The organism is Micromonospora sp. NBC_01796 (assembly GCF_035917455.1).
Lineage (GTDB): Bacteria > Actinomycetota > Actinomycetes > Mycobacteriales > Micromonosporaceae > Micromonospora_G.
On sequence record NZ_CP109078.1, the window covers coordinates 4,924,933 to 4,946,344 of the forward strand.

A 21,412-nucleotide genomic window follows, 5' to 3' on the forward strand; every position below is an offset into this window, starting at 1 on the left:
GGCCGAGGTCCACCGTCCGGAGCCCGTGGATCGGGTGCTCGAATGAGCCGCCGGCTGCGGGTGGTGATGGAGGCCGACGGCGGGGCGCGGGGCAATCCGGGTCCGGCCGGCTTCGGCGCGGTGGTCCGGGACGCCGAGTCCGGCGAGGTCCTGGCCGAGCGGTCCGAGTCGATCGGGGTGGCCACGAACAACGTCGCCGAGTACCGGGGCCTGATCGCCGGTCTGGAGGCCGCCGTCGAGCTGGGGGCCGCCGAGATCGACGTACGGATGGACTCCAAGCTCGTCGTCGAGCAGATGTCGGGCCGGTGGCAGATCAAGAACCACGGGCTGCGCCCGCTGGCGGCGCAGGCGGCCACCCTGGTCCGCAAGTTCGAGTCGGTGCGGTACCAGTGGATCCCGCGCGACCAGAACCGGCACGCGGACGCGCTGGCGAACGCGGCGATGGACCTGGCGGCGGGCAGGCCGGAGGTTGCCGAGGCCGGTGCCCTGACCGGGCCGGACGCCTCCGCCCGGGCCCGTGCGCGGGAGGTCGCCGCCCAGGGCTCGACCACCCGCAGTTCGTGGGAGCCGAGGCCGGCGTCGACCGCGACCCGGCTGCTGCTGGTCCGCCACGGCGAGACCGAGCGGACCGCCGAGCGCCGCTACTCCGGCCGGGGCGACGTGCCGCTCTCCGAACGCGGCCTGGCCCAGGCGCGGGCGACGGCCGCCCGGGTGGCCGGGCTGGCACCCTCGGCCGCGGTCGTGGTCAGCTCACCCCTGTCCCGGTGTACGGCCACCGCCGCGATCATCGCCGAGCAGCTCGGCGGCAAACCGGTGGGGATCGAGCCGGACCTGATCGAGTGCGACTTCGGTCGCTGGGAGGGGCACACCTTCGCCGAGGTGCAGGAACGCTGGCCGGGGGAGATGGACGCCTGGCTGGCCTCGCCGGCCGTCGCCCCGCCGGGCGGGGAGTCGTTCCGGGCGGTGACCGGTCGGGTCCGTCGGGCCCAGTCGGCGCTGCTGGCGGCGTACCCGGGGGAGACGGTGGTGGTGGTCTCGCACGTGTCGCCGTTGAAGATCCTGCTCCGGGACGCGCTCGCGGCCGGTGACGCCTTCCTGCACCGCCTCTACCTGGAGCCCGCCGGACTGTCCATCGTGGACTTCTGGCCGGACGGGGGCGTGGCCGTACGCACCGTCAACGACACCGCCCACCTGACCACGATCTAGGCGGTGTGCGGGGCGACGGCGGTGAGGTGGGTGAGCACCAGTCGGGCGAAGGTCGGTCCGTCGTCCACCCACGGGTAGTGGCCGGCCCGGTCCTGCACGACAAGTTCGCCGTACGGGAACAGGTCGGTCAGCGCCCGTGCGGCCGGTGGCGCCGGCATCGGGTCCAGCTCACCGGCCAGCACCAGCACCGGTACGTCCAGCGTCGCCAACGCGGCGCGTACCGCTGCGGTGTCCGGTTCGAAGCCGGCGTAGAAGCCCTCGGTGGCGGCGTCGGCCCGTTCCCAGGCGTCGGCCTCGCGGTGGGCGCGGGCGCGTTCGTCCCACCGGCCGTAGCTGAACGGGGCGGCGGCGAGCCGAAGTGCGGCGGTGTCGGCCAGGCTGGCCCCGCCGGCCACCGCCTCCTGCCAGGTGGCCCGTGCCGCTCGGGCGCCCCGGTACCACCATTCGCCGGCCCGGGCGGCGAGGGCGTCGTCCTGCCCGACCGGCTCGGTCCCGGTGGCCCGCAGGGCCGGGGTGATCAGGAGTAGCCGTTCCAGTCGGTCCGGGAACCGGGCGGCGTAGAGCTGGGCCAGGTCACCACCGGCGGAGTGGCCGAGCAGGCTCATCCGGTCCAGGCCGAGGTGTTGCCGGAGTGCCTCGACGTCGTCGACCAGTCGGTCGCACCGGTAGCTGGCCGGATCGGCCGGCACCTCGGACTCGCCGGTCCCCCGGTGGTCCAACATGATCAGAGTCCGGTACGCGGAGAGCCCGCCGAGTTTGTCCAGATAGGACGACGCGCGTCCGGGGCCGCCCGGTAGGCAGACCAGCGGTGGCCCGGCACCGTGCACGTGGTAGGTCAACTCGGTCGCGTCGTACGAGGGGAACCTCGGCACCCGACCAGCATGCCAGAGTCAGGGCTTGACCGCAGCAGGTGATCAGCAGATCATCGATCTGCAAGGTTTCCTTACAGATCTCAGCTCCTCAGGAGTGTGGATGAATAACCGTCTCGCCCGTCGACTCGGTGTCCTCGTCGTCACCGCGTCTCTGCTGCTCACCGCCGCTCCGCCCACCGTCGCGCAGGCCACCGGCACCAACCGGGCCTCGGACGGTTACTACAAGGTCGGCTACTTCACCCAGTGGGGCATCTACGGCCGGGCGTTCCCGGTCAAGAAGCTCGACACCTCCGGCGCCGCCGCCCGGCTCACCCACGTCAACTACGCGTTCGGCAACGTCACCGAGGACGGCAAGTGCTACGTGGACGGTGGGCCGGGCGAGGGTGACGCCTGGGCCGACTACCAGCGGCCGGTCCCGGCCGAGGAAAGTGTGGACGGGGTCGCCGACGCGCCCGGCCAGGCCCTGAACGGCAACTTCAACCAGCTCGCCAAGCTCAAGGCCAAGCACCCCGACCTGAAGGTGCTGATCTCGCTCGGCGGCTGGTCCTGGTCGACGTACTTCTCCAACGCCGCCGCGACCGACGCCTCCCGCAAGGCGTTCGTCTCCTCCTGCATCGACCTCTATCTCAAGGGCAACCTGCCGGGCACCGCCCCCGGCACGGCCGCCGGTGTCTTCGACGGGATCGACCTGGACTGGGAGTGGCCGGGATCGGCCGGCGAGCCGGGCAACGTGATCCGCGCCGAGGACAAGCAGAACTTCACCAAGCTGCTCGCCGAGTTCCGCAAGCAGCTCGACGCGTACGGCAAGAAGCAGCGCGAGCACTACGAGCTGACCGCGTTCCTGCCCGCCGCCCCGGCGACCATCGACGCCGGCTTCGAGGGCAACAAGATCTTCAAGTACCTGGACTTCGCCACCGTGCAGGGTTACGACTTCCACGGCGGCTGGGACGCCCGCGCCAACCAGCAGTCCGCGCTGCGGGTGCCGGCGGGTGCGCCGGACAACCCGGACTTCTCCGTCGAGGTCGCGATCAACGCCTGGCTCGACCGGGGTGCTCCGGCCCGCAAGCTGGTCCTCGGGGTCCCGTACTACGGGCGGGGTTGGACCGGGATCACCGGCGGCGGCAACGGGCTCTTCGGCCCCGCCACCGGCCCCGCACCGGCCACCTTCGAGGCCGGGTACGAGGACTACAAGGTGCTGAAGAACCTGGCAGGCAACGGCTACACCGTGCACCGCGACCTGCGCGCCGGGCACGCCTGGCTGTTCGACGGCACGACCCTCTGGACGTACGACGACCCGGCGGTGGTGCTGCAGAAGGCGCTCTACATCCGGACCAAGGGACTGGGCGGGGCGATGATCTGGTCGCTCGACGGTGACGACGACAACGCGTCACTGACCCGGACGCTCTCCCTCGGACTCTGGACCTTCTGAGCTACCGGGAAAGCGTCGCCACCTGCACCTGCTTGACGGCTGCCCCGTCGACCACCCGGTCGGCGGGGCAGTCCTCGTATCGGCCGTTCGGCGCAGCGCGCTCGCCGTTCGGCGCACCACCTCCGCCGTCGGTACGTGATGGCGGTCACAGCCTCGATAACCTCCGGCCGCGTACGAGATCAGAACCGCTGGTGGAGGTGTGCGATGAGCGAACCAGAATCGGCCAACCCCGGTACGGCGGACCCACCGGATCCGGCCGGTACGCCCGAGGCCCCCGCTCCCACTCCCGAACCGGTGCCGGTGGCGGCCTCGAAGGCCGGCGACCGCAGCCCGTGGAACTGGCTCCTCTTCCTGCCGATCCTGGTCCCGCTGATGACACCCCTGTTCAACCAGGACTCACCCCGGCTGTTCGGCTTCCCGGTCTTCTACTGGCTGCAACTGGCCTTCATCCTGCTCGGCGTCACCACCACCACGGTGGTCTACCAGCTCACGAAGCGGCGGGGGTGAGCCCACATGTGGCGCGACCATCTCACTGAGATCATCATTTTCACCCTGCTGTTCCTGCTGGTCAGCGGCATGGGCTTCGTCGCCGCCCGGTGGCGGGCACCGAAGGACATGGCCCACCTGGACGAATGGGGGCTGGGCGGGCGCAGCTTCGGCGGCTGGATCACCTGGTTCCTGGTCGGCGGGGACCTCTACACCGCGTACACCTTCGTTGCCGTACCGGCGCTGCTGTTCGGGGCGGGGGCGGCCGGCTTCTTCGCGGTGCCGTACACGATCATCGTCTATCCGTTGATCTTCCTGGTGGTGGTCCGGCTCTGGTCGGTGTCGCACCGGCACGGATTCGTCACCCCGGCCGACTTCGTCCGGACCCGGTTCGGGTCACCACTGCTCGCCCTGCTGATCGCGATCACCGGCATCGCCGCCACCATGCCGTACATCGCGCTGCAGCTCGTCGGGATCGAGGCGGTGCTCAAGACGATGGGCGTGACCGGGGAGAGCACCATCGCCCGGCACCTGCCGATCATCGTCGCGTTCGCCATCCTCGCCGCCTACACCTACCAGTCCGGACTGCGGGCACCGGCGCTGATCGCGTTCGTCAAGGACATACTGATCTACATCGTGATCCTGGTGGCGATCATCTACCTGCCGTACAAGTTGGGGGGTTGGGGGGAGATCTTCGACGCGGCGGACGCCAAGTTCGACGCGAGCGCCGCGCCGGGTGACGGCACGCTGCTCAACGCCAACAACCAGATCCAGTACGTCACCCTCGCGCTCGGCTCCGCGCTCGCCCTGTTCCTCTACCCGCACAGCATCACCGGCATCCTTGCCAGCAAAAACCGGGACGTGATCAAGCGGAACATGTCCGCGCTGCCGGCCTACAGTCTGCTGCTCGGGTTGATCGCCCTGCTCGGTTACATGGCCATCGCGGCCGGGGTGAAGCCGCTGCCCGGCGCGACCGAGGGCAGCGTCGACAACAACACCGTGGTCCCGTTGCTCTTCGAGCAGCAGTTCCCGAGCTGGTTCGCCGGCATCGCGTTCGCCGCCATCGGCATCGGCGCCCTGGTCCCGGCCGCGATCATGTCGATCGCGGCGGCGAACCTGTTCACCCGCAACATCTACAAGGAGTACCTGAAGCGGGACGCCTCCCCGGCCCAGGAGGCGCACGTCTCGAAGATCGCCTCCCTGGTGGTCAAGGTCGGCGCGGTCGCCTGCATCGTCTTCCTCGACCCGCAGTTCTCCATCGACCTGCAACTCATCGGCGGCGTGATCATCCTCCAGACCCTGCCGGCGGTGGCGCTCGGTCTCTACACCCGCTGGTTCCACCGGGGCGCCCTGATCGCCGGCTGGGCCGCCGGCATGGGTCTGGGCATGTGGATGCTCTACCAGATCCCGAACGCCGCTTCGAAGCGCGCCCACTTCGGCGGCTCCAACTTCCCCCTGGAGAAGTTCGGCCTCGACACCCCCAAGACCATCTACGTAGGACTGGTGGCGGTCGCCCTCAACCTCCTGGTAGCCACCATCCTCACCCTGATCCTGCGCGCCCTACGGATAACCGAGGGCCCCGACGGCACCACCCGCAACGACTACTTCGCCGACGAAAACGACCCCCACCCCATCCCCACCCAACGCACCGAAACCCCCACCCCGGCAGAACCCATCGCCTAACCGCCCCCGGCTCCCCCGGCTCCCCCCGGCTCTCCCCGGCTTTTCCCGGCCCCCCGGCCCCCCGGCTCTCCCGGTTGATCATGAAGTTAGCGCCGGATTTCGGCTTGATTCATGTCGCTAACTTCATGGTCAACGGCGGGGGTGGACGGGGGTGGACGGGGTGGGGGTGGGGTGGGAGGGTGGTGGGGTGGATGGGGTTGATGCTTCGGGTGGGCGGGGGGTGCAGGTCAATCAGGGGGGCGTCAACAGTCAGCAGAACAACTTTTACGTGCAGGCCGGGCCGCCGGTCGGGTGGCCGCAGCGGGTGGGGGTGGTGCCCGCGCTGGCATCGGCGTTCCAGGACCGCGCCGGGCTCCGCGCCACGATCGAAACCAGCCGTACGCGCCACAGCGGCGCCGTGTCCACTCAGGTCCTGACCGGAGGGGGCGGGGTCGGCAAGTCACAACTCGCCGCCGCGTACGCCATCGAGGCCGCCCGGGACGGCGTCGACCTGCTGGTATGGGTCGACGCCAGCGGACCCGACGCGGTGGTGGCCGCGTACGCGCAGACCGCTGGCCGCGTACAGGCTCCCGGTGGGGGTGGCTCCGACGCCGTCGTGGCGGCACGGGCGCTGCTGGACTGGTTGGCCACCACCGAACGTACGTGGCTGATCGTCCTCGACGACATCACCGAGCCGGAGCGGATCGAGCTGTGGTGGCCGACCGGTGCCACCGGCAACGGACGGGTGCTCGCCACCACCCGCCGCCGCGACGCCATCCTCTCCGACCACGGCCGGACCGTGATCGACGTCGACGTGTACGACGAACCCGAATCCGCCGGCTACCTCGCCGAACGGCTCACCGCCGCCGGAGCGCCGCACCTGCTCGACACCGGCGCCCGCCCGCTCACCACGGCACTGGGGCACCTGCCGCTGGCCCTGTCGCACGCTGCCGCGTACATGGTCAACGAGGCGGTCGGGTGTGCCGCGTACCTCGGTCTGTTCACCGACCGGCGGTCGCAGCTCGACGCCGTGCTGCCGTCGACCACCGACTCCCGGGGCTGGCGCCGGTCGATCGGCGCCACCCTGCTCGTCGCCCTCGACGCCGCCCAGGCATGCGAACCCGTCGGCCTGGCGCTGCCCGCACTCCGGTTGGCGGCCGTGCTCGACCCGGCCGGACACCCCGACAAGCTCTGGACCGACGCCGCCGTCGTCGCTCACCTGAGCAGGCACAACCCGGCGCCGGACCGGGGCGTGACCGTCAGCCGGGCGCGGGCCGCGATGCGCCTGCTGCACCGGTACGGACTGCTCGCCCACGACCCGCGAACCGGACCCCGCGCGGTACGCGTGCACGCCCTCACCGCCCGAGCCGTACGCGAAACCACCCCGCCGGCCGAACTGGAAGCCGCCATCCAGGCCGTCGCGGACGCCCTGCTCGACGCCTGGCCCGACCCGGACACCCACCCCGACCAGGCAGAACTGGTCGCCGCGCTGCGTACGAACACGGCGGCGCTGATCGACAACACCGCAGGTGGGTTGTGGTATCCCGACCCGCCGGTGGTCCTACTCACGCTCGGGGACAGCCTGTTGGCCGGCGGACTGCACCAGGCCGCGATCCGCTACTGGGAGCACCTGATCTCCGTCACCGGACGGCTGGTCGGCCACCGGCATCCGGGCATGGCAACCCTCTGGCTCGGTCTTGCCGACGCCTACCGGCACAGCGGTCGTACCGCCGAGGCGATCACCATCGAGGAGCAGATGGTCGCCGACCGGGAGCGCAACCTCGGTGACCAGCACCCGAACACCCTGTCCGCCCGGATCAACCTGGCCGCGTCGTACTGGCAGGCCGGGCGCGTTACCGAGGCGATCACGATCGAGGAGCGGGTGGTCGTCGACAACGCGCAGGTGCTCGGCGACCTGCACCCGAACACCCTGACCGCGCGGATGAACCTCGCCGCCTCCTACCGGGTCGCCGACCGGCACGCCGAGGCGATCGAGCTTGCCGAACGGGTGGCCGCGGACTGTGTCGAGGTCCAGGGCGACGAGCACCCGCAGACGCTGACCGTGCTCGGCAACCTCGCCTCCTCGTACCGGGAGGCGGGGCGGGTCGCCGAGGCGATCCCGATCGCGGAACGGGTGCTGGCCGCCAGCGAGCGGACCCTCGGCGAGGGGCACCCCGAGACCGTGACCGCGCGGGCCAACCTCGCCGCCTCGTACGCGGACGCCGGGCGAATCACCGAGGCAATCCCCATGCTCGAACGGGTGATCAACGACAACGGCCGGGTGTACGACGAAGCGCACCCGAGCGGACCGAACGCGAGGCTCGCCCTCGCCGGCCTCTACTGGAAGGCCGAGCGGACCGGCGAGGCGATAGCCACGCTCGAACGGCTGCTCGCCGACAGCACCCGGTTCGTCGGTGAACAGCACCCGCAGACCGTGAAGCTGGCCGCCGCACTGCGCGAGTGGAAATCGATCGTTTCCGGAGCACAGCCGTGAGGGTGGGGTCCCCGGGCGCGCTTTCCGGTGCTAGCTAGATCAGGAGCAGGCCGATGGTCGTACCGAAGGCCACGATCAAGCCCTTGAGCACGGCCGGCGGCAACCGGCGGGCGACCCGCGCGCCGAGGTAACCGCCGACCAGGGTGGCGGGCGCGACGATGGCGACGGCTGCCCAGTCGACCGGCCCGAACGCGGAGAAGATCGCCACCGTGGTCAGCCCGACCACCGCCGAGATCACGTTCTTCAGGGCGCTGACCCGGGCCAGGGTTTCGTCCAGCACCAGGGCGAGACCGGCCACCAGCATCACGCCGAGGGCGGCACCGAAGTAGCCCCCGTACACCGAACCGAGCGCGACCATGCCCTGGAGGGTGAGCGTACGGCGGCGCGGCCCCAGGTCCGCCGGATGCCCGACCAGGCGGCGCAGCCGATCCTGAAACGCGAGTACGGCCGTCGCGCCGAGGACCAGGATCGGGATGACGATCTTGAATGCGTCCTCGGAGGTGTTCAGCAGCAGCGCGCCCCCGGCGGCGGCACCGAGCACGGCGGTGGGGAGCAGCGGCAGCAGCCGCCGATAGTCGGGCAGGTCATCCTTACTGCCGGCAACCGCAGCCAGATAACCCGGACAAACCGACACGGAATTGGTCACGTTAGCCTGGATCGGCGGCAGTCCGACCGCGATCAGCGCCGGGAAAGTGATCAGCGACCCGCCACCGGCGACCGCGTTGATGGTGCCCGCGGCGAGCCCAGCGGCGAGCAGCAGGCCCGCGTCGAGGAAGTCCATCGCTGCCGAGAGTAACGACCGGTCAGGTACGGGCAGCGTCACTCCCGGCGGCTCTGTGACGCCGTCGACAAGTAGACTTGCCGGCGCGACGGACGAGTTGACCGGGCGGTCGCGTCGACGGGGTCGAACCCGTCGCCGAGGAACGTCCGGACTCCACAGGGCAGGGTGGTTGTTAACGGCAACCCGGGGCGACCCGCGGGACAGTGCCACAGAAAACAAACCGCCGGGCAGAGTCTGCCGAGCTGACAAGCGCGGTAGTGACGCCAGGTAAGGGTGAAACGGTGGGGTAAGAGCCCACCAGCACCCCGGGTGACCGGGGTGGCTAGGTAAACCCCGCCCGGAGCAAGGCCAAGACAGGGCCATCACCGCGAGGTGACGGCCCGCGCAGACGCTTGAGGGCTGCCCGCCCGATGTCTGCGGGTAGGCCGCTGGAGCCTGCCGGCAACGGCAGGCCGAGATGGATGGCCGCCGCCGGCGACACCGGCAACGGTGCCGCCGGGCACAGAATCCGGCGTACAGGTCGACTCGTCCGTCGCCCTCCTGGTCACGGTCTCGATGAGGGCTCTGACCTGCCAATTCTCTTGGCGTTATTGGTCATCGTTGGGCGATCCCGGTCGGCATCCGGCGGCCCGGACAGCTCCGCTTACCGCGGCATGTCCTCGTGTGCCGGTGCTCGGTGGGATAGGCAGCCGAGCGGAGATCTGCGATCCGGTCCTGGCCCATGGCTATGCCCTCACGCCGGATGGGTCTGCTCGCTCGGGGCATGCAGACGACACCGGCCAAGTCCATCAGAAATCCGACAGCATCAATGCTGCGGGCAAGGTTCGCATAGGCCTAGCAGCCAAGCTGCTCGCGAGCGGCCAAAATGCCGGAAGTTGAGCCGCCACACCCGAACGAGCAAGCATTGGCAACCACCAAACATGCACGTACCGTAATCAATCGGTGATCTAGAGCGATGACGATCTGGATGGTGGTCTGAGCATGGCAGGGAACACCCACAGAGCGAACTGCGCCAATGCCCAGAGGCCCGGCTGTGAGTGCTCCGGCTGCGGCGGCTCGCTGCACGGTTGGCGAGGGTGGACAACACTCGCCGCGGGCCCGCGACAGGTACGCGACGAGTTGCGGCGCGAACTCGAGCACGGCGTAAAAACAGACCGACGGTCCGGGAGCCTGAGCTTCAACGCCCACAATCGGCGGACCTATCTCAACCTGGCGCGCCTGGACATCGCCGATCACCTGTGGACTACCGGCCCGCGCCCGGTGCTGGACGTCCGAATGCCACCTGATGTTGACACCGCCGACCTGGCGTCCGTGTCATCCGACTTCGACCGGGTGAACGTCTTTGCCAAAGCGATCATGGAGGACACTTGGGACGAGATTTCAATAGAGATCGATAACCTTGTCCAGAACGAGCCGAACGCCAGGGAAGTCAAGAAAAGTTTGGCCAATCACGCCTGGTGCGGCTTGCTGGTGGCCCTGATTCAGTTGATCGAGAAGACCAACAAGGCTATCGACTTACTCAGCGACGCGGCCAGGCAGTTCGTCAAGAACGCGTTGTCACAGCACTTCAAGTCGGGGATCTCCCGGCTGGTTGCCGACGCCGTCATCAGCATCGTCGTGGACAAGGTGTGGTCAGCCTTGAAAAGGCTGTTGGAAGCCCACTTCCCCCTCCTAGGTGCAGACACTCTGCGCGTCCTCCGAATACTGACCGTATACACCTGCCCTTCCGTAGAACAGCACCCAGATGTCTACAAGCACGCCGTCGAACCGCTCATGGGGGACACCCACGAGATCATTGGAGAGGAGGTCAAGACGCAGGTAAGCGCCCTCTTCGCCGCATGGTGGGGGCGTGCCTGATTGGCGCTCGAGGTGCTCGTGCCGGCAATTAGCCGGCTTGGGACCTCGTCGGCCGGTGCCCGCAGCAGCGCGACCCGCGCGAAGGATCCTGCATCCGGAGCGGTACCGTGTCGTCCCGGCTGAGGGGAGATATCTATGGCGAAGGGCCCGCTCCAGCGGAGCTTCCCGGAACTCGACTTGGATACGTTTTGGGACGACAGCGACTACGCGATGCGCGCCTACGTTGACGGGCCGCCGTCTGACGGGTTGGTCGCATCAGTTGAGGTGGAACTGGGCTTCCGGTTGCCGGCGCTGTACGTGGCCCTTATGCGGTTGCACAACGGCGGGATGCCCCGCAACACCTGCTGCCCGGCGCCGAAAAGGACCACGTGGGCCGACGACCATGTCGCCGTGTCCGGGATCATGGGAATTGGGCGGCAGAAGGATTATTCGCTGGCGGGTAGCGCTGGTAGCCGCTTTTGGATCGACGAGTGGGGTTATCCCGCGATCGGGGTGTATTTCGCTGACTGTCCCTCTGCGGGGCACGACATGATCGCGTCGACTACCGAGACTGCGGACCCGGCGGCGAGCCGCAGGTGGTCCATGTCGACCAGGAAAGTCGACTACCGGGTCACCGTACTGGCGCCGAACTTCGTGAGCTTCGTTCAAGCCCTGCGGCCGGAAGAGGACTACGACGTCGAGGACTGACTGCCTCGGGACGGGCGTTGGGCAGCGGATGCAGCCCACAGCCCCTTGACCCTACCGAGCCGGGGACCCACGCCGGACCTCCGTCGGCTTCGGTTCTGCCGGGGCCGGCTCCGGCGTCGTACTCAGGCTTTGTCCACCATTGCGCGGGCCAGAATGCGAAGGCGATCGACCACGTCCGGTCGACCGGCCCAGCCACTCTCTTCCCACTCCTCCAGAGCATAGAACAGCTCGAGCTCGTGCTCCTGGAGCGGTCGCAGCTCCACGACCTTGTTCATCGCCGTCCTGAAGGCGTAGGTGTAATCGACCACCGACAGGTCGCCGCGCAAGAAGGACACTGCAGCTGCTTGGATGCCTGGATCAACTGGCGTGCTCACCACGGCATCATTGCTCAGGAGCGCGAGGCGCCCTTCGGGGAGGGGACGATCGCCGGGGGCAACGCTGTCACTGAGTGCACTGGCCTGCTTCAGCGCGCCGCTCTCGTTCAGGCGACTTCCCAGGCTTCGGTTGTGCAGGCCTCTTCGAAGTGCCACCAGCCCTTCGCCTCACCCTCGATCAGGAACGCCTTGATCCGTGGAAGGTCCGCCCCGGCCGGCACGGTGAGCGCGACGAGAGGAAGTTCCTCGCTGAACACCTCGCCGCCGAGGCCAAGTGGTGCAACGAGGTCGTGCACCGCCTGGGCGCTTCGCCCGAGCGGGCCGTCGGGGATCGGAAGAATCCGTACCGTGCAGTTGCCGGACGACTCGACGCGGCCGGTAGCCCAACGGAGTCCGGCGGGGTCTGCCTCGAAGCGTACGAGGTCGCCCTCGGCCACACCGTCCTGGAGGAACGGAACGTTGCTGATGCGAGCGGTGTCAGCACCGACGGCCATGGCCCACAGGCCCTCGGTGTCGTAGGGAAGCCACCCTTCGCGCGGGACGAACCGGAACCAGATCTTGACGTACTCGTCCTCGGATGGCCGGCTCCGGTCCGGTGCGGTTGCGCTCACGTACGACATGATCGCCCGGCGGCGTCACGTACGCCGGGCGCGGCGGCGGGTGATCGCCGTACGGAGCACGAGCCCGATGCCGCCGGCAAGCAGGACGCCGCCCCCGGCCAACCCGAGCTTCATGAGGCGGTTGGACGCCGCCACCTCCCGGTTGAACTGCTCCGCCATCTCGGGCGTCGGGTCCTGGTACGGCATGTTGACTCCCGAGCAACACGCGATCAACGGAAGCAGGAACCCGCCGGCAATCAGGAGCCACCCGAATCCCGAAACGATCCTCGTCCGTCTTACACGGACACGGTCGTCTGGAGCGCTCGGGTTCATGCTCGCCCCGACTCACCCTCGTCACCGGCGAGGCGCATCGCCACGAACTCTTCCCCCAGGATCTCGCGCAGCCGTCCGCGAGCGGCTTCCAACCGCGCACTGTAGTCCGGGGAGAAGATGAGCGGGTCCGACTTCAACATGCCGTCGAGGACGTAGATGGCCGACCACACCGTCGGGTCCCGGTCGACGATGCGGTCGAAGTCTTTGCTGCCCATCACCTCGTACAGCCAGTGCGACAGGACGAATGCCTGGTCCCGGCTGAACGTCACGGTAACTTGATCACCCGACATGCCCGGGAGAGTAGCCGGCGTCCGCCAGCCCGTTCGCCGGGAGACGCGTGCGGTCAGGCGTACTTCCATTTGGTGTTGGGGTTGCGGGGTTTGGGGTTGCCGGCGCGGTTGAGCGGATGCCTGGTTGCCCTGCGTACGAGGGCTTCGGCATCAGGGGACAGGAGCAGGGGCATCAGGCGGCGGAGCCAGATCGCGCTCTGGTCGAGGGTGTCGCGTACGGCTTGGGGGGTGTGGGCCTTGCGGGTGACCAGGTGTCGGGGCGCGAATTCGGCGGCCTCGACCAGGTCCGGCAGTTCCGCCTTGGCGGGCCAGTCGCGCCGGAGCAGGTCGACGCTGACCGAGATGCTGGTGCCGGCCCCGTCACCCGACTCGAGAAACACCCACACCCACAGGTCCGGTCGCTTGTAGAGGACGCCCGGCAGGAGCAGTTCGCTGTATTCCGGCTCGGCCGTGTGGTAGGCGTCCACGAGGAACTGGAAGCGTCGCCGGACCTCGGTTTCGAAGAAGATCGGCTGCTGCCTGGCCACTGTGCCGGCCCCTCAGACCGACATCCCGATGACCCGGTCCGGTTTCACCCGGACAACCAACCGGAGTACGTCGTCCGACTCCGGCGGCGGGTCCACGCCGAGGTACTTGTGCGAGACCGTACGCGGTAGCAACTTCTCCGGGTCCGCGACCAGCTCGACCGTTCCGCGAATCTCCACCGACCGGTACGGGTCCTCCAGGTCGAAGACCGTGAGGCTGATCCGCGGGTCACGGGCGAGGTTGCGCGCCTTCTGCCGTCCGGCGGTGGTGGAGAAGAGGACGGTGTCGTCGTCCCGGAGGATCCAGACCACCGAGGTCTGCGGTCCGCCGTCCCGGTTCAGGGTGGCCACGGTGGCGAAGTTCCGCCCGTCGAGCAGCTTGCGTATCTCCTCGTTGAACTCCACCGGCACGGTCTGCCTCCACTCGATCGCGTCGCTACTCCACTCCATCGAGTAGAACAGCTGTATCGGTCGACTCCTTCCCGCGATGGGGGGCTGCTCTGGTCGTCAGATTGACTGTGGTTTTTCTGGCGGTTCACCCGGGAACAGTGTCTTGCCGAACTGATCAAGATGCCACCCCTCGGGCCACAGGCTGGGGAACGGGCGGTTGCTGTTGACAACCACGTTGTCGAACCAGACCTCTCCGTCCCCGCTCGTACCGCCGAACCAGGCATCGCCCTCGAAAGTCGTGTCACTAAACCACGCCTTGCCGTCGAACGTCGCCCGGTCGAACCATGCACCCGCGCCGAATCCCGATCGAGCGAAGGTTGCGTCGCCGCGGAAAGTCGCCGATCCGAACCATGCGTCGCCGCCGAAGACAACGCTGTCGAACACCGCGTCGCCGCTGAACGTCGATTCTCCGAAAGCGACACGCCCGCTGAACGTCGCCCCACCGAATACCGCATCGGTTCTGAACATAGATCCGGCGAAGTCGGGTCCGATAGCAGGGCCGAACCGTTCGAAGTCTCCGGCCCCCGAGAACCTGCCGTACACGGCGGTCCCCCGGAACGTTGCACTCGCGAACATGGCACTGCCAGTGAACGTCGCCCCGGCGAACCAGGCACCGTCCCTGAACACCACACTGCCGAAGGACGCTCCATCGCTGAAGGTCGCGCCATTGAAGCGAGCGATGTCGGCGAACGTAGCACCGTCGAACTCGGCGTCGCCGGTAAACCTTGCGCCGTCGAATCCTGCTTCACCGATGAACGCCGCTCCGTCGAAGGTTGCCCGGTGGAGGTGACAGCCAGTCATGTCAAAATCGATCAGGACGGCTTCGGTGAGGTCGAGGATCACCGGGCCCCAGTGGATCGGATCTGGTCTGCCACCCCGTACGCCCGGTTTCAGGTGGCGGGCGAGGATGCGCTGTGCGGTGAGGCGCACCTGCCGTTCCTCGCGTGAGTCTTCTTCCGGCCTAGCCGACGAGTCACCGCTCGGCACATGAGTCTCGTCGGTAGCGGGTTCCGTTGTAACGCTCCCCGAGACGGTGCCGGGCCGTTCGGGCGCGAGGTAAGGCATCCGTAGATAGGCGCAGAGCACGTCAACAATGCTCTGCCGGTGCATCGGGTTGTCTTGAGCCAGCCGTTCCAGTGCATAGAGGCCGGCAAGCCGAACGGGAGCCTTTTCGGAACCGAGCTGGTCAGCGGCCTTGACGTACAGCTCCGTGATTCGTCGCTCGGCTGCGTCGTACTCAGTTGCCTGCTGCGTTCGTTCTGCGAGCTGCTGCCGCCGTAGGGCCAGCACCAGCGCGAGTACGGCCGCAACACCCGCGCCAATCGATAAACCGGTTCGGATTGTCTCGACCCGGAGCTGTGCCCGCTCCACAGCTCCACCCGCAGTCGGCACCCCGCCCTGTAGCGCCCACGTTGCTACCACGGTGATCACCGCGACCACAGTGCCTCCGGCGAGGATGGTCCAGGGCGGAATCGGTCTCAGTGACTGCTGTGGCGGCAGCGCCGTAGTGAATGCCTCATCCTGGAGTTTTCGATGCCGATGCAGGATCCACCCCAGGATGAGGCAGCCCACTCCCGGCACTGCCAGCACCAGCGTCGGCGTATGCGCCGTCAACGTGGTCGCAAGGCTCGACCACCACGGCGCCGGCACCAGTCCCAACGCTGCGAGGGACAGGACCGACCCACCGATAACGGCGACAACCAGCGGGCGAAGCCTCATCCAGAGTGGCTTCGCCATCATGTCGGCTGTCGTGAGCGGATGATTTTCGATGTTGAGGATCGGGGTCCGCGGTTCAGGCTTGGTACGGCGTAGCGTCACCGGCACGGTCTCGTCCTCCTGGCTGACACTCTGAGCCCGCTTCACCATCTACGCCGACGATGCTATCCGTCAGCTCCTTCCCGTCCTCCCAGACCTTTTGCCGCTGGGCGTACTCGGCGAAGATCCGCGCGAGGCCGCCGTGTTGTTCTCGCACTGCCAGGAACTGGTCCAGCAGCTCGAACATCAGGTCGAGCGCCGCCGTCTCGACGGCGGGGGTGAAGGCACGGGGGCTGCGCTCGTAGTACGTCGGGTCCGCGAGTTGCACGACCATGCTGGACCATCCGAGAGAGCTGTTCGCACCGATCCGGAGCTGTAGCCACTCGCGGAAACCTTCGAGCAGCATCCAGCCGGTGCCGGCGTCGCACCCGGTCACGAGGGCGGCCGTTTCCCAGTACGTCCGGACGCCGTACATGCCCGGTCGCAGGTGGACCAGACGGAACAGCTCGCGGTAGTTGGTCAGCACTGCTCGCACCTCGGTCACTCGTCAGCCCGGCCCGGTCGGTGATGCCGGTGCGCAGCACCGGCGTCAGGCCGAGATTGAGTGGATCTTCGCACGGGCGGGGGAGCCCGCTCGGCGGTGCAGTCGGGAACGGCGTCAGGTGAGGTCGATCGCCCGGCGCCAGGCGGCTCGGGCCGCGTCGAGGTCGCCGAGCGCCCGGTACGCCAAACCGAGCACCACCCGGTACGAGTCCGCCGCGTTCCGGTCGCCGAGTTCGTCAAAACGCTCCACCGCCGTACGCAGATGAGCCAGGGCTTCCTCGGGTGCACCGGCGTCGAGCAGGGTGACCCCGAGTTCGGCGAGCACGTACGCCTCACCCTCGCGCATGCCGTGACGCCGGACCAGGGTCAGGCACCGCTGGTGGGTGTCGAGTGCCTCGTCGTACCGGCCGGTCGAGGACTGGCAGCGCGCCTTCTGGTGCAGCAGCATCGTCCGGGAGCCGTCGTCGCCGGGTTGCAGCAGGTTCTCGGCCGTGGCGACCACCGACAGGCCCTCCTCACCCCGTTTCTGGGTGGCCAGGCACTTGGCCAGGTTGATCCGCGCGGCCATGCACCCGGCCGGATCGTCCAGGTCGGAGAAGAGCTTCAACGACGCCTCGTGCACCTCGATCGCGGCGACCGGTCTGGCCTGGCAGAACAGCAGGAGCCCGAGCAGGTTCAGGACCTGCGCCTCGGCGCGTACGTCACCGAGGTTGTGTGCGAGCGCCGACGCCCGGCTCAACTGCGTCCCGGCCTCGTCGAAGTCGCTGCGCAGGGTGGCGAGCTGACCGAGCGGCATCCGGGCGACCAGCTCCGTCGCCGGGTCACGGTCGCGTTCGGCAAGCTCCAGGACCGCGTACGCCAACCGGTGGCCCTCGTCCCACTCACCCGACGCCCGCAGGTACGGGCCGAGCGCGGTCGCGATGTCGGTCAGCACCGCCGGGTCCACCGGAGCCCGTGACCGTACCGCCCGGAGCACCGCCGCCACCACCAGGTGGCACTCGCCGGCCAGCCACTGCCGGGCCTGCTCGGCGTCCTCGAACCGGCCGGCCGGTACGCCCTGACCGGCCTGTCGCGCGTCCCGTACCAGGGTCCGGTACGCCTCGGCCAGCCGCCCGAGCAGCAGGCCGGTGATCCCGTCCGGATCGTCGCGGGTGGACTTTTCCTGGGCGAAGAGCTGGACCAGGTCGTGGTAGCGGTATCGCCCCGACCGGGGCGAGCCGAGCAGCCGGGTGTCGACCAGTTCCTCGGCGATGCCGGCCGCCGTTGTCGGGTCGACGTCGAGCATGGCGGCCACCACGTCGACCGACAGCTCACCCAGCTCGGCCCGGGACAGGTGCCGGAACGCGGTCGCCCCGGCGGCGCTCAGCGCCCGGTAGCTCAGCTCCAGGCTGGCCCGTACCTCCTGGTCCGCGACCCTGAGTTCCTCCAGCCGGCGGTGGCCGGCGGCCAGCCGGGCGGCGAGGTCTGCGACCGTCCAGTTCGGACGTGCGGCGAGCCGGGCGGCGGCCAGGCGGACCGCGAGCGGTAGCCGCCCGCAGGCGTCGATGACCTCGGCCGCGGCGGCCGGGTCGGCGGCGACGCGACCCGCGCCGGAGACGGCTCGGAGTAGGTCCAGGCTCTCGTCCCGGTCGAAGACGTCGAGGTCGACGGCGACGGTGGCGGGCAGACCGGTCAGCGGTTCGCGGCTGGTGACCAGCACCGCGACCGGTCCGGTGCCGGGCAGCAGGGACAGGATGGCGCCGGCGTCGGGGACGTTGTCCAGCAGCACCAGGATCGCCCGGTCGGACAGGAGCGAACGCCACAGGCCGGTCCGTTCCGCCGGGTCGGTCGGCACCCCGGGCGGGGGCACGCCGAGCGCCCGCAGGAACGCCCCGACGACCCGGATCGGGTCCACCGGTTCGGCCTGGATGCCGCGCAGGTCCGCGAAGAGCTGCCCGTCGGGGTAGTCGGTGCGCAGCAGGTGGGCGACGTGCAGCGCGAGACTGGTCTTGCCGACGCCGGCCATGCCGGTGATCGCGGCGACGGCCGGGTTCCCACCGGAGGGCCGCAACGCCGCGACCAGCCGGGTGACGAGCGCCGCCCGACCGACGAAGTCGGGCAGGTCGGCGGGGAGTTGGGCGGGCCGGGCGGGTGCGGATGACATGGGTGCGTTGGCCGGGGCGGCGGTGCCGATGGTGCCGCGCAGGATCGCCCGGTGCAGGTCCCGCAACTCCGGCCCCGGGTCCGCGCCCAGCTCGTCGGCCAACCGGGTCTGGACCAGGCTGTAGTGGTCGAGCGCCTCGGCGCCCCGCCCGGCGGCCACCAACGCCCGCATCAGGGTCGCCGACAGCGGTTCCACCAGGGGATGCGCGGCGGTCAGCTCGGTGAGCTGCCCGATCACCCCGTCCGGGTTACCGATCCGCAGCTCCGCCCGCGCCCAGGACAGCACCGCGTCGAGGCGGCGCCGCTGCCACCCTTCGCGTACCTGGTCGACCCAGTCGCCGGAGAGGTCGGCCAGGGCGTCGCCGCGCCACAGCCGCAGCGCCCGCCGCAGCAGCAGGGCCCGCCGCTCGTCCGGCAGTCGGTCGGTCGCGGCCTGCGCCACCAGCGCCTCGAACCGGTGTACGTCGACCCGCCCGGCCTCGGTCTCCAGCAGGTAACCGCCGGATCGGCGGACGAGCGTCGCGGGCGCGTCGGCGCGGGCCAGCAACTGCCGGATCCGGGCGATGTAGACGTGCAGGGTGTGCCGCCCGCGCTGCGGTGGTGCCGTACCCCACACCCGGCTCATCAGCGCGTCCGTGGAGACGGTCCGGCCGACGTCGACGGCGAGCGCCGCCAGCACCGCACGCTGCCGGGGCGGCCCGGCGTCGAGCAGGCCGCCGTCGATCCACACCTCGACCGGTCCGAGGAGCCGCAACTCCACCCGCTGCCTCCGCTTCGCGCCCGGCTGGTCGCCGTACACCGGGCTTGACCTGTGCTTTTGATGTTTCGCCAAGAAAAGGCCGACCTCTGTCGCCGATCCTCGTCAGCAGAACGGTGAACGTCAATGCGATACCCGACCAACGGAACGGAGCACGTATGCGCAAGCACCTGTCCGGACTTCTCGGCCTGGCGCTGGTGGGGGTACTGGCGGCGACCGCCGTCCCCGCACCGGCGGGCGCCGCCCCGGCCGCCGAGCCGGCCGTGGCCGTCGACCCCGTCGTGTCGGCGAACCAGACGGTCGAGCAGCAGATCGACCGGATGCTGAGTTTCCCCGGCGCCAAGCGGATCGACCGGTACACCGTCGAGATGACCGAGGGGGCCTTCGTCACCGTTCCGGACCCGTCCGGCGGTGCGAGCACCATGGCCAACTGCGGCTACTACTACCTCTGCCTCTGGTCCGAGCACGGCTTCGTCGGGCCCCGGATCACGTTCACCGTCTGCGGTCGCGGGGTGGAGAACTTCGGACCGTGGCCGTTCCCGGACGGTGGCATCTGGAGCGACAAGGTGTCGTCGATCATGAACAACCAGAGCAGCGGGACCTGGTCCGGTTTCTACGACTGGCGGTCCGACGGCGGCGGCTGGGACGACCTCAAGTTCCTCAAGGCGTACGGCTACTGGCGGGACCTCAGCAAGGACAAGGCCGACGACGGCTCCCACATGAACGACCGGATCGACGCCGTACAGACCTGCTGACCGGAGAACACCGACCCGGAAGGGGAAACATGTTGCGAAACGTTCGGTCACACCGACCCGAGCGCGGTGCGATCACCGTGGTCTCCGCCCTGCTCCTGCTCCTGGCGACGGCCGTACTGGCGGTGGTCCTGCCCGGGACCGCCCAGGCCGCCACGCCGGTCTGCAACAACCTGACCTACATCTCCGCCCCGAGCCAACCGCCGAGCGACATGCACGTGCCCACGTACGGCGCACAGACCGGGAACAAGGAGTGCCACCTGTCGCGCGGTCACCAGGGCCTCGCGGTGAAGGTGCTCCAGGAGGCGCTGAACAGTTGCTACAGCCGAGGGCTGCTGCTCGACGGCAAGTACGGCCAGAACACGTACAACGCGGTGCTCTGGGTGCAGCGGGACATCAACGCCACCTGGGAATGGGCGAACATCGCCGAGGACGGCGGTTACGGGCCGCAGACCCGGGCCTGGATGGGGTTCGCCATCTTCGGCAAGAACGGCGGCCCGATGATGCAGGGCTGCTACTTCCCGGGCTGATCCCTAGCCGGATGCCGGTCGGAGTCCTCAACGGGGAACTCCGGCCGGCGTCGTCCGAACCGTTCGATCACCGCTAGGTCGGGTAATGTAGCGCTATGCAGCCCGAGGTGACGCTGGGGATCAACGAGGCCGCGCCCGCCCGGGACCGGCTGCTGCTGGCCGCCGCGCAGCTCATGGAGGGCGGCGACCGGTCCTTCTCCACCCGGGCGATCTGCGACCTGGCCGGGGTGACCGCGCCCACCCTCTACCACCACTTCGGCAGCAAGCAGGGGCTGGTCGACGCGGTGATCCACCACGGGTTCACCCAGTACGTCTCACCCGCCGGGTCGCCCGAACTCTCCGACGACCCCGTACGCGACCTGCGCGACGGATGGGACAGGCACGTCGACTTCGGTCTGCAACACCCCAACTTCTACGCCCTGCTCTACGGGGACGTCGTACCCGGACGGCCGTGCGCGATCACCGGTCCCGCGACCGACATGCTGGTCCGGCTGCTGGACGAGGCGGCCCGGCGCGGCCTGCTCCGGGTGCCACCGGCCGAGGCCGCCGGGCAGATCCTGGCCGCCAACGTCGGTGTGACCCTCAGCCTGATCACCCAACCCGAGGACGGCTGGGACCTCCGGCTCTCCGAACGGGTACGCGAGGCGATCCTCGGCGGGATCCTGATCGCACCGCAGCACCGGGTGACCGGCGGCGGGGACTCGTCGCGTACGACCGCGGCGATCGCCCTGCTCGCCGCGCTCGACCGGGACCCCGCCGGGCTCACCCCCGGCGAGCTGACCCTGATGCGCGAACTGCTCACCCGGCTCGGAAGCTGACCCGGCCGCCGCCCCTGCTCCGGCATAACCCCTGGTCGGGCGGGTAGCCAGCACCGATTCGACGACTCCGT

General features: G+C 69.2%; 21 protein-coding genes and 1 other RNA gene. 11 read left to right on the top strand and 11 right to left on the bottom strand.

Annotation, left to right across the window (positions count from 1 at the left end; genetic code table 11):
- Positions 1-42: 42 nt before the first annotated feature.
- Positions 43-1,206, top strand: a complete 1,164-nt coding sequence (locus tag OIE47_RS22800; RefSeq protein WP_326556564.1) for a bifunctional RNase H/acid phosphatase — start codon at positions 43-45, stop codon at positions 1,204-1,206.
- Here the strand turns inward: OIE47_RS22800 and OIE47_RS22805 are convergent.
- A complete protein-coding gene (locus OIE47_RS22805; RefSeq protein WP_326556565.1) occupies positions 1,203-2,078 on the bottom strand; it encodes an alpha/beta fold hydrolase in 876 nt (291 codons plus the stop codon). The genes OIE47_RS22800 and OIE47_RS22805 overlap by 4 nt on opposite strands.
- 100 nt (positions 2,079-2,178) lie before the next feature.
- Here OIE47_RS22805 and OIE47_RS22810 point away from each other — a divergent pair, with 100 nt between their 5' ends.
- The 4 genes from OIE47_RS22810 (at position 2,179) to fxsT (ending at position 8,149) form a co-directional block, all read left to right on the top strand.
- Positions 2,179-3,507, top strand: a complete 1,329-nt coding sequence (locus OIE47_RS22810; protein WP_326556566.1) for a glycoside hydrolase family 18 protein — start codon at positions 2,179-2,181, stop codon at positions 3,505-3,507.
- Between the two features lie 294 nt (positions 3,508-3,801).
- On the top strand, positions 3,802-4,014 hold the full coding sequence (locus tag OIE47_RS22815; RefSeq protein ID WP_326563203.1) for a DUF3311 domain-containing protein: 213 nt from the start codon (positions 3,802-3,804) through the stop codon (positions 4,012-4,014).
- A 6-nt stretch (positions 4,015-4,020) separates the two neighbouring features.
- The gene (mctP, locus tag OIE47_RS22820) at positions 4,021-5,676 is read left to right on the top strand and encodes a monocarboxylate uptake permease MctP (RefSeq protein ID WP_326556567.1); all 1,656 of its coding nucleotides are present in this window, start codon (positions 4,021-4,023) and stop codon (positions 5,674-5,676) included.
- A gap of 220 nt (positions 5,677-5,896) precedes the next feature.
- A complete protein-coding gene (gene fxsT / locus OIE47_RS22825) occupies positions 5,897-8,149 on the top strand; it encodes an FxSxx-COOH system tetratricopeptide repeat protein (RefSeq protein ID WP_326556568.1) in 2,253 nt (750 codons plus the stop codon).
- Positions 8,150-8,183: 34 nt separating this feature from the next.
- On the opposite strand, the gene OIE47_RS22830 is transcribed toward fxsT, so the two are convergent.
- On the bottom strand, positions 8,184-8,930 hold the full coding sequence (locus tag OIE47_RS22830; RefSeq protein WP_326556569.1) for a sulfite exporter TauE/SafE family protein: 747 nt from the start codon (positions 8,928-8,930) through the stop codon (positions 8,184-8,186).
- Positions 8,931-9,023: 93 nt separating this feature from the next.
- Here OIE47_RS22830 and rnpB point away from each other — a divergent pair.
- The 3 genes from rnpB to OIE47_RS22845 all read left to right on the top strand — a co-directional run bounded on the left by rnpB (position 9,024) and on the right by OIE47_RS22845 (position 11,474).
- Positions 9,024-9,462: RNase P RNA component class A (rnpB, locus tag OIE47_RS22835), an RNA gene on the top strand.
- A 449-nt stretch (positions 9,463-9,911) separates the two neighbouring features.
- The gene (locus OIE47_RS22840) at positions 9,912-10,787 is read left to right on the top strand and encodes a hypothetical protein (RefSeq protein WP_326556570.1); all 876 of its coding nucleotides are present in this window, start codon (positions 9,912-9,914) and stop codon (positions 10,785-10,787) included.
- A 135-nt stretch (positions 10,788-10,922) separates the two neighbouring features.
- Complete coding sequence (locus OIE47_RS22845; RefSeq protein WP_326556571.1) at positions 10,923-11,474, top strand: SMI1/KNR4 family protein; 552 nt, start codon at positions 10,923-10,925, stop codon at positions 11,472-11,474.
- Between the two features lie 122 nt (positions 11,475-11,596).
- Here the strand turns inward: OIE47_RS22845 and OIE47_RS22850 are convergent, their stop codons facing one another.
- The 9 genes from OIE47_RS22850 to OIE47_RS22890 form a co-directional block, all read right to left on the bottom strand.
- Complete coding sequence (locus OIE47_RS22850; protein WP_326563350.1) at positions 11,597-12,004, bottom strand: hypothetical protein; 408 nt, start codon at positions 12,002-12,004, stop codon at positions 11,597-11,599.
- Entirely contained in the window at positions 11,956-12,459 is a 504-nt protein-coding gene (locus tag OIE47_RS22855) for a DUF4265 domain-containing protein (RefSeq protein WP_326556572.1), read from the bottom strand. Before OIE47_RS22855 ends, OIE47_RS22850 begins: the two co-directional genes overlap by 49 nt.
- A 24-nt stretch (positions 12,460-12,483) precedes the next feature.
- Positions 12,484-12,654 (bottom strand): hypothetical protein, encoded by a 171-nt coding sequence (locus OIE47_RS22860; RefSeq protein WP_326556573.1) that lies wholly within the window; start codon positions 12,652-12,654, stop codon positions 12,484-12,486.
- Positions 12,655-12,776: 122 nt separating this feature from the next.
- Positions 12,777-13,070 (bottom strand): hypothetical protein, encoded by a 294-nt coding sequence (locus OIE47_RS22865; protein ID WP_326556574.1) that lies wholly within the window; start codon positions 13,068-13,070, stop codon positions 12,777-12,779.
- Positions 13,071-13,123: 53 nt separating this feature from the next.
- Entirely contained in the window at positions 13,124-13,597 is a 474-nt protein-coding gene (locus OIE47_RS22870) for a hypothetical protein (RefSeq protein WP_326556575.1), read from the bottom strand.
- Positions 13,598-13,609: 12 nt separating this feature from the next.
- Entirely contained in the window at positions 13,610-14,044 is a 435-nt protein-coding gene (locus OIE47_RS22875; RefSeq protein WP_326556576.1) for a PPOX class F420-dependent oxidoreductase, read from the bottom strand.
- Positions 14,045-14,101: 57 nt separating this feature from the next.
- Positions 14,102-15,910, bottom strand: coding sequence for a pentapeptide repeat-containing protein (locus tag OIE47_RS22880; protein WP_326556577.1), 1,809 nt, complete (start codon positions 15,908-15,910; stop codon positions 14,102-14,104).
- On the bottom strand, positions 15,837-16,325 hold the full coding sequence (locus OIE47_RS22885) for a hypothetical protein (protein ID WP_326556578.1): 489 nt from the start codon (positions 16,323-16,325) through the stop codon (positions 15,837-15,839). The genes OIE47_RS22880 and OIE47_RS22885 overlap by 74 nt, the downstream gene beginning before the upstream one ends.
- Before the next feature lie 132 nt (positions 16,326-16,457).
- Positions 16,458-19,283 (bottom strand): AfsR/SARP family transcriptional regulator, encoded by a 2,826-nt coding sequence (locus tag OIE47_RS22890; protein WP_326556579.1) that lies wholly within the window; start codon positions 19,281-19,283, stop codon positions 16,458-16,460.
- A 116-nt stretch (positions 19,284-19,399) separates the two neighbouring features.
- On the opposite strand from OIE47_RS22890, the gene OIE47_RS22895 reads away from it, so the two are divergent.
- From OIE47_RS22895 to OIE47_RS22905, 3 genes are all read left to right on the top strand, one after another.
- Positions 19,400-19,996: a peptidase inhibitor family I36 protein gene (locus OIE47_RS22895; protein ID WP_326556580.1), complete on the top strand. Its 597-nt coding sequence runs from the start codon at positions 19,400-19,402 to the stop codon at positions 19,994-19,996.
- 29 nt (positions 19,997-20,025) lie between these two features.
- Positions 20,026-20,523, top strand: coding sequence for a peptidoglycan-binding domain-containing protein (locus OIE47_RS22900; RefSeq protein WP_326556581.1), 498 nt, complete (start codon positions 20,026-20,028; stop codon positions 20,521-20,523).
- 95 nt (positions 20,524-20,618) lie between these two features.
- Positions 20,619-21,341: a TetR/AcrR family transcriptional regulator gene (locus OIE47_RS22905; protein ID WP_326556582.1), complete on the top strand. Its 723-nt coding sequence runs from the start codon at positions 20,619-20,621 to the stop codon at positions 21,339-21,341.
- Positions 21,342-21,412 lie beyond the last annotated feature (71 nt).